At 65.2% G+C, this 851-nt stretch carries 1 protein-coding gene; it reads left to right on the top strand.

Going from position 1 to position 851, the window contains the following annotated elements; genetic code table 11:
* Positions 1-851: amino acid adenylation domain-containing protein (locus tag ACIK7D_RS27735; RefSeq protein ID WP_400158173.1), on the top strand; the 851-nt coding region annotated here is incomplete at both ends.

Genomic DNA, 851 nt, shown 5'->3' with positions numbered 1-851 from the left:
CATGCCGCAGACCAACCCGGTCGTCGCGGGCCTCTCCTCGCAGAACCTCGCCTATGTCATCTACACCTCCGGCTCCACCGGAAAGCCAAAAGGCGTCATGGTCGAGCACAAGTCCGTCGTCCGGCTGCTCAGCGACAACGGTCATGCCGAGATCATCCCTTCGGACAGGCTGGCATGGCTCAGCAACCCGGCATTCGACCTCAACACCTTCGAGATGTGGGCGCCGCTTGTGCATGGGGCCGTCCTCATCGTCGTGCCGCAGGCGGCGGTCCTGCAGCCAATGGCGCTGCGGGAACTGGTACGCCGGGAGCGCATCAGCGTTTTGCATCTTACCTCGGGACTGTTCAGCCAGGCCGTCGACGTGCTGGGGGAAGCCCTGGCAGAACTGCGCCTGCTGATGGTGGGCGGCGACGTGGTCGACCCGGCCGCCGTACATCGTGTCCTCGAGCAGTATCGACCCGAACATCTGCTGCATTGTTACGGGCCGACAGAAAGCACGACCTTCGCAACCATATGTGATCTCACCAGTCTCGAGGCCATCGATCATCGCCTGCCGATCGGCCGTCCGATCTCCAACACGCGGATTTATGTGCTCGACGCGCATGGTGCACCCACACCCATTGGGGTTGTCGGCGAGCTTTGGATCGGCGGCGCCGGCGTGGCGCGCGGCTATCTCAATCGGCCCGATCTCACCGCCGAGCGCTTCGTACCCGACCGCTTCGGCCCCGACCCGGACGCCCGCCTCTATCGCACCGGCGACCTGGCCCGCTGGCTGCCCGACGGCAATCTGGAATTCCTCGGCCGCAACGACGAGCAGGTCAAGATCCGCGGCTTCCGCATCGAGCCCGGCG

The sequence above is a fragment of the Agrobacterium sp. P15N1-A genome (assembly GCF_044626815.1).
Lineage (GTDB): Bacteria > Pseudomonadota > Alphaproteobacteria > Rhizobiales > Rhizobiaceae > Agrobacterium > Agrobacterium leguminum.
Note: the sequence above shows the minus strand (reverse complement) of the source record. Positions and strands in the feature narration are given on the sequence as shown.